This is a genomic window from Rhizobium sp. PEPV16 (genome assembly GCF_008919455.1).
Taxonomy (GTDB): domain Bacteria; phylum Pseudomonadota; class Alphaproteobacteria; order Rhizobiales; family Rhizobiaceae; genus Rhizobium; species Rhizobium leguminosarum_Q.
The window spans coordinates 1-6193 of the sequence record NZ_VSZV01000124.1; the positions used below are offsets into that span (position 1 = coordinate 1).

Genomic DNA, 6193 nt, shown 5'->3' on the forward strand with positions numbered 1-6193 from the left:
CTCCGCAACGGGCATGCCGTCCTCTTCCAGGCTCTTCATCACGTCCTGAGCATGCCACCGGTCGAAGGCCACTTCCTCGACTTGAAAACGTTCCGAGAGATCGCGGATGTAGGTCTCGATCATCTCGAGGTCGATCGTGTCGCCAGGCGTGGCGGTGAGCCAGCCCTGGTCTCTCCATAAAGCGTACGGCACGCCATCGGTGCGCCGGCGGATTGCTCCCTCGGGGCAGAACGTCTGAACATGTAGTGCTATCGTGCCGTCATCCGTCGGCACCGCCATTGCGACTGCGGCCAAATCGATGCGCTTAGCAAGATCCACACCGATCCATGCCGGCCGCCCTTCCAGCGCCGCCAAATCAAGTTCGCCGGCATTTTCATCCCAAACGTCGAGCGACCATTCCGGATTCGCAGCGCCATCAAGCCAAACGTTGAGATGAAGCTGGCGAAACATCTCCCTATCTGCCGGCCGATGCTCCGCCTCGCGAACCATCTGCCTCATCCCGTCAATGTCCGGATATGGCGGAATGCAAGACAAGCCGGGGTTTACGCGGTGCCAAACCGCCTCATCGCGCCAATCTTCTTCTGGCCCGGCCTCGAATAAGATTGGCAGAAAGGCGTCGTCTTCGATCTGGCCGGTGGCCACAGCCTTGGCATACCTGTACATCTCGTATGCAATGTTTTCATGCCCGATGCCGGCAGTTGTTGTGACAACGAGCAAGCTGCCAGGTGTTTTCACCAGACCAGTTTTGACTGCGTCCCACAGGTCTCGCTTTTTCCAAGCATGAAGCTCGTCGACCAGAGCGAAGACCGGCGAGCGTCCGTGCGCCGTCGCAGCATCTGCCGACATGGCCCGATAGTAGGCGCTGCTCCTGCGGTGAGTGATGCGGTTTTTCGTGTCTTGAACTGCAAAGGCTTCCTCAAGCCGCGGATGGGCGCCAATGACGCCCTTCATCTCCTCAAGCGCAATACGCGCTTGGTCGCGATCAACTGCAGCCGACACCACCTGGCTGCCCGGTATGCGTTCCGGCCCGAGGTGAAGCATCGCCAAAGCCGCGCCGAGGGTGGTCTTTCTATTGCCGCGCGGGATGAGGGCGAAGACAGTTTTCACACGGCGCGTGCCGTCTGGTTTTGTGTCGCCGTAGACCTTGCGGATGATCCTCTCTTGCCAGCAGTCTAGCTGAAAAGCGCGGCCAGGGAGCGTAGACTTAGGATGTTTCAGGGCCTTGAGAAACGCTACGGCACGCTCGCCTTTGCCGTGCGGATCGGGAATGGGGGAGTTGTCGAATACCCATGCCGGGTGGCTAGATATCGCCGAGGGCGTCGTCATCGTCATTGCCGGCGGCGCCTCCCTTATTCTTGGTTCTGCTTGCGGGCGTCAATCCGAGCTCTGCGGCAAGCCTGCGAGAGGCTTCCACGGCTTCCTTGACGAGGGTTGTGGCGGGGTGTCGTTTCAATTCACCGGTCGGCGAGACGTATGTCGGGCCATCCTTGGACACGATCGCCTCGGCCGTCCGCATGTTCGCTACGGCCAGGCAGTAGGCTTCGACCGTGCCAAGTTCGTGGGCTGCAATTTTTCGGTCGACGACGAGCTGCGGCACGACGCGGCGCCATTCCGCCTTTGCATGGGCCGGCAGCCACTTTGGCGCCGGCGGGGCCGAGGAAAGCGCGCCGTCGAGGGCGGATACTTGGGCCTTACGACCGCGCATGGGACACCTCATTCAAACGCATACGACCGCCTTTCGCGCACCACGTCCCAAACGGACATCGGCACTTCGAACAGATTGACGCCCGTGGCTTCCCGGTTCTCGTAGAAGTGGGCGACCAGGGCGAGCACGGCCTGCTTTAGGTCAGCCGGCACGGTTTCAAACTCTTCCTCGATCGCGAACCCTAGAAGGCTCTCAATGTGAGCCTGCGCGGCTTCGATCTTGCCCTCGATGAGGTTGTCGTCATCGCTAAAAGTTATGTTCATGTGCGCCTTAGCGGCGACGAGGTCGACGATTGCCATAGTGTGAAATTTCCAATTCGAGGTTATACCGAAGATGACACCCACGCTGGTCCCGCCCGTTTGGGGGGAAATTGACGACCCATCCGGGGTTGTGCGACCATGGCGCGCAACTGATGGGAGGATTCGGCAATGGGCGATATGATCAGAGAAGGCAGCTTCAGCGATGGCTTTGCGGTGGGCTACAGGGCCATCAAGGGGACGTCGGTAAGCATGCCCAGCACACCATCGGCGCCTGCAACGCGTAGCAACAGTACGCCGTTTCTGATGGGTGTGCGTAAGGGCATAGAGCGAGCCGTGGGCAAGAGCATCAACGAGTTGCGGGATTAACGCCCAAAGCCACCCTCGCTCTTGATGGCCTTGCGACGGTTGCAGATGTCGTGGAATGGCTGCCAGTTCTTGCGGTCCCAGAACAGCTTCTTGTCGCCCTTTGGCGCAATGATGTGGTCGACCATATTGGCCTGCCTACCGCAACCACACGCACACAGCGGGCTGCCTAGCGCAGCCAACCAAGCCTTGCTTTCGCGTGACCACTTGCCGTCATAGCCTCGGCTGGCCGCGCTGCCTCGCGCTGCGTCAAGCTCGCGCTGACGGGCTGCTGCTCGCTTGGTGGAGCAATCGCATCGCGTACCCTTGGGCACGCTAAAGCCGCAGGGGCATATGACATTGGGCATAATGTTTCCTCATGATGAAGGCGGCCAGGATCTCCCTGACCGCCAACCGCGGTAACCAGCCGCAGAGCGTGGACATGGCGGGTTTGGAGTAGCGGGCCGCCATGCCCTTCAGGCGCCGCTCAGCGCCCCACATCACCCCGCTGGATTAGGCGACTGGTCGGATTGCCGCGCGGCCCAGGACCGCAGCGACACCTGCCGCAATCGACGTTCCGGATGCTTTGGTCAGCACAGGCCGCACATAGCGCTTGAACCCGTGATAGCCGACCTTGTAGGTGGAACTGGCCACAAGAGCGGTCGGTGCGTTGGATTTGACCTGTTCGGCGGCGACGGCCGCGAACGTGGTGTTATCATCCGAGTCTTCGAGCGAGACGCCGAACACGCCCGAGCCGACAATCGCGCCGGTTTGGACGAGGAATGCAAGGCTGCCGAAACCGAGGGTATCAATGCCAGTGCCGTTGATGCTGGCAGACTGCACTGCGGGATCGATCGACGACTTGGCGCCGATGTTTGCTGCGATTGAACGCATGTATATCTCCTAGAAATGAGGAGGGCGGCACGTGGCCGCCCAAAAGGTGGGAAGGTTGGCGAGACTTACGAAGCCGGGTTCTTCATCTTGCGGAACTTCGCAGCCTGAAGAACTGCACCACCGACGCGACGGGTGGCGTGGAATCGTGTGATGCCTTCCGTGGCCTTGAGATACGGGTTGACGAGGATCGACAGGGAAAGACGATCGACGATCCTGTAGCCGCTGAAATCGCCAAAGATGACCGGCGACTTGTTGGCGCCGATATCGTCAGCCTCAAGCAACTCGATGACCGGGCGACCAAGGATGCTTTCGGGCTGGCCGACCGCGGGGGATGGAGTCCACAAATACTGACCCTGGTTATCCTTCAATTTCCTTGCTGCTGCCAGGGTCTTGCTATTCATTCCCCATGTGCCGGCATTACGATAGACGGCTGGAAGATCGTAGAACACGCCGATGAAATCGTCGAAGTTGATGGCTGCAGCCGCTGACGCTGCCTTGGATGCGATCGCAGTATCGACGAAAAGACCCTTCGGCATATTCGAGCCGGTGCCCGTGAGGAAAGCGGTGGCTTCCTTCTGGCCGAAGTCTTCTGCGAGCGCGAGACGGACTTCCGACTCTGCTACGCCGGCGGAATCGGCGAGAAGTTGGTTGGAAATGTCGACGTACGTGTTGATCTCGTTCACCGGGATCTCGGCTTGGCCGAATGCCGGTTCGCTGCCTTCCTGCGCCTGCGTCTCACCTTTCCACTTCGCGTTGGTGATGCCGGTTCGGGCCGGGTAGATCACGGAAGGCGAGCCGGTGGTGCGGACGCTGGCGATGGCGCGGATCGGCGAGAACTGCACTAGGTCGCGAACGAATTCCGTGCTGAATTCAGCTGGCGCGAGATAACCGCCGGCGGGATCGCTCGACACCGTGAGAGTCTTCAACTCGTCGGCCGAAACCGGTGCATGCGGCGTCGAGCGAATGTAGGCGCCAAAAGCCTTCTGCTCAGCCGTCGGCTCGTTGTTGTCGTTGGCTGCGTTGCCAATGATCGCCGGGCGAGCAAGCGTCGTCTCGGCAGTTTCGAGGCGCTTGGTCACGAGCGCGATATTGTCATTCGCAGCCTTGAGTTCGACGGCGAGTTCTTCGACTGTTTTGGTTTCTGCGGTAGCAGGCATTGGTAGTTCCTTCACATTTGAGATTTGCGCGCCGGGATGAGCGGGCACGGCAACTAGGCTGACCTCAATGAGGTCCAAGTCGCTGATTGTTCGGCCGCCGCCTTTGCGGGGTGCAGCCTTCTTTGTCATGAAGCCCACTGAGAGCCCGGTGACTGATTTTGCGCGTAGAAGAGCGCGAACCTCCCTAGCGCGGGCGACATCCTCGACAAGCAGTTTGCCGGAGACCTTCAGGCCGTCAGATTCGACGCTTACCGCGTCCCACGTGCCGACTACCTGCGCCTGATCATGCGCAAAGAGCATCGGCAGAGACTTGCCCACGGCGCCGAGGAACGCTGCCGGTTCGATGACGTCGCCGACGCGGTCAGGGCTGGAAAAGTCCCATGCCTTGCCCTCCACGCGGCCAGTATCGTCCGCTGTGAAGGCGGCCTTGAATTCTAGTCTTTCGACGGTCATGCCGTCTCCTTGATTGGAAGTGGTTTGTTGTCGTTCGCGGCTGGTTTCGCCGTGTCGATCGCCGGATTGGCGAACTCGTTGCCGCCGTCACGAGGTGGCATACCGAGCCAGTCGCGGGCTTCGTTCGGATTTAGAACCCTTGCCGTGATAAGAGTGCTGATGGCCGTAGCGCGCGCCGTGAGGTCGGCCTGGCTGGTGTCGTCAATGTCGAAGGCAAAGCGATATTCGCCGCGCTCCTCTTCAGACAGGAGCGTGCGATTGAAGGCGGCCTCAAGGATCCGCAGCCACGGAATCAGCGTGTATTGGATGAACTCTTTGGCCTGCTGTTCCGAGTTTCCCCACGTGTTCCGAGTGAGCTCGAAAAGCATACCGGGGGGACTCTGAAAGCGCGGGCAATCTCGAGGATTTGGAATGTCCGACTGGCCGTGAACTCGCCGTCGACGCTGGTTAGCGCCATCTGCTTGTAAACGGCACCCTCATAGAGAACGGCGGTTTTGCCCGCGTTGGCCTTTCCGGAGAACGCCGCCTTCCAGCCGGCCAGCAACGCCTTGACGCCATCAGACCCTAGTTTTTGAGGGGTTTCGATAACCCCGCCAGGGCGGGCGCCGTTCGTCCATAGGCCATTTGCATAGCCTTCCATAGCACTGGCCGTGCTGATGGCGCTGCGGGCCATGGACAGTGGGCATCGCGTGAATGGGCCGCGGACACGCATGATGTTCTTCGATGAAGCGAACTGCCCGCCAATCCGGTATTTCGGTTCGCCGGTCTTATCGTCTTCGTCTACACCTATGATGCCGTCTCGATAGACGATCATTTCGCGCGGCTCGCCGTTGACTTTTGTCACATAGCAAAGAGCGCCCGTGTCTTTCGTGAGCGCGCCAGCGACGAGATCGCGGATGAGTTCGAAGCCGCTTGTCCAGCCGTTGGCCTGGCCTGTGAGAAGCTTCAGGCCGGGATGGTCCGTAACGTCTTCCTCGGCGTCGTCGACCTTACGCTTTAGTTTAAGATCCAGGCTGGCCGCAGCTTCCGATATGATGCGGACTGCAGCACTCACAGCAGGAACTGATAGCGCCTCGGCGTTACTGATCGACGTGCCGGCCGGCATAGCGCCAAAGAGCTCCAGCAGTTCCGCCGTCGGGTCGCCAAGGCTTTTCTGCTCCACGACGACGGGCGCCGGTTTGTTAAACGGCCAGACCATCAATTGGCCTCCGTCGCATACTTCGCAGAGGCTCGCTCCATTATGCGCGACCAAATCGACGCCAGCGGCAAGTACAGGCAGGCGTCTTCGACTTCGCCGATTTCGTACCGTGAAATCCGAACGAACGAGGTCTTATCATCGTCTAGCCTGACAACGAGGACTTCATCGCGAAGTGGGCCTTTCT

10 protein-coding genes are annotated in these 6193 nt (G+C 60.1%); 1 reads left to right on the plus strand and 9 read right to left on the minus strand.

Annotated features, from left to right (window positions below):
• The 3 genes from FY112_RS02025 to FY112_RS02035 all read right to left on the minus strand — a co-directional run.
• On the minus strand, nucleotides 1–1332 hold a 1332-nt coding region (locus tag FY112_RS02025; RefSeq protein ID WP_151517525.1), incomplete at its 3' end, for a terminase TerL endonuclease subunit.
• Entirely contained in the window at nucleotides 1301–1705 is a 405-nt protein-coding gene (locus FY112_RS02030; protein ID WP_151517526.1) for a phage terminase small subunit P27 family, read from the minus strand. The genes FY112_RS02025 and FY112_RS02030, both read right to left, overlap by 32 nt.
• Before the next feature lie 8 nt (nucleotides 1706–1713).
• Entirely contained in the window at nucleotides 1714–2004 is a 291-nt protein-coding gene (locus FY112_RS02035; RefSeq protein WP_151517527.1) for a head-tail connector protein, read from the minus strand.
• A 129-nt stretch (nucleotides 2005–2133) separates the two neighbouring features.
• Between FY112_RS02035 and FY112_RS02040 the strand changes: the two genes are divergently transcribed.
• On the plus strand, nucleotides 2134–2331 hold the full coding sequence (locus FY112_RS02040) for a hypothetical protein (protein WP_151517528.1): 198 nt from the start codon (nucleotides 2134–2136) through the stop codon (nucleotides 2329–2331).
• On the opposite strand, the gene FY112_RS38420 is transcribed toward FY112_RS02040, so the two are convergent.
• The 6 genes from FY112_RS38420 to FY112_RS37145 all read right to left on the minus strand — a co-directional run.
• Complete coding sequence (locus tag FY112_RS38420) at nucleotides 2328–2456, minus strand: hypothetical protein (RefSeq protein WP_281034130.1); 129 nt, start codon at nucleotides 2454–2456, stop codon at nucleotides 2328–2330. The two genes, FY112_RS02040 and FY112_RS38420, sit on opposite strands and share 4 nt — an antisense overlap.
• A 364-nt stretch (nucleotides 2457–2820) precedes the next feature.
• Nucleotides 2821–3201 (minus strand): hypothetical protein, encoded by a 381-nt coding sequence (locus FY112_RS02045; protein WP_151517529.1) that lies wholly within the window; start codon nucleotides 3199–3201, stop codon nucleotides 2821–2823.
• A gap of 65 nt (nucleotides 3202–3266) precedes the next feature.
• Complete coding sequence (locus FY112_RS02050) at nucleotides 3267–4811, minus strand: phage major capsid protein (RefSeq protein ID WP_151517530.1); 1545 nt, start codon at nucleotides 4809–4811, stop codon at nucleotides 3267–3269.
• Nucleotides 4808–5179 (minus strand): phage portal protein, encoded by a 372-nt coding sequence (locus tag FY112_RS37320; protein ID WP_246700581.1) that lies wholly within the window; start codon nucleotides 5177–5179, stop codon nucleotides 4808–4810. The genes FY112_RS02050 and FY112_RS37320 overlap by 4 nt, the downstream gene beginning before the upstream one ends.
• Nucleotides 5104–6009 carry a phage portal protein gene (locus FY112_RS02055; protein ID WP_246700582.1) on the minus strand — a complete coding sequence of 302 codons (906 nt, stop codon included), beginning with the start codon at nucleotides 6007–6009 and terminating at the stop codon, nucleotides 5104–5106. The genes FY112_RS37320 and FY112_RS02055 overlap by 76 nt, the downstream gene beginning before the upstream one ends.
• Nucleotides 6009–6193, minus strand: a 185-nt coding sequence (locus FY112_RS37145; RefSeq protein ID WP_210384799.1) for a hypothetical protein, incomplete at its 5' end; no start/stop codon positions are given. The genes FY112_RS02055 and FY112_RS37145, both read right to left, overlap by 1 nt.

Bases quoted from the DNA above. Each gene is read 5' to 3' on its own strand.
- FY112_RS02030 (WP_151517526.1), bottom strand. From the start codon at position 1,705: ATGCGCGGTCGTAAGGCCCAAGTATCCGCCCTCGACGGCGCGCTTTCC.
- FY112_RS02035 (WP_151517527.1), bottom strand. From the start codon at position 2,004: ATGGCAATCGTCGACCTCGTCGCCGCTAAGGCGCACATGAACATAACT.
- FY112_RS02040 (WP_151517528.1), top strand. From the start codon at position 2,134: ATGGGCGATATGATCAGAGAAGGCAGCTTCAGCGATGGCTTTGCGGTG.
- FY112_RS38420 (WP_281034130.1), bottom strand. From the start codon at position 2,456: ATGGTCGACCACATCATTGCGCCAAAGGGCGACAAGAAGCTGTTCTGG.
- FY112_RS02045 (WP_151517529.1), bottom strand. From the start codon at position 3,201: ATGCGTTCAATCGCAGCAAACATCGGCGCCAAGTCGTCGATCGATCCC.
- FY112_RS02050 (WP_151517530.1), bottom strand. From the start codon at position 4,811: ATGACCGTCGAAAGACTAGAATTCAAGGCCGCCTTCACAGCGGACGAT.
- FY112_RS37320 (WP_246700581.1), bottom strand. From the start codon at position 5,179: ATGCTTTTCGAGCTCACTCGGAACACGTGGGGAAACTCGGAACAGCAG.
- FY112_RS02055 (WP_246700582.1), bottom strand. From the start codon at position 6,009: ATGGTCTGGCCGTTTAACAAACCGGCGCCCGTCGTCGTGGAGCAGAAA.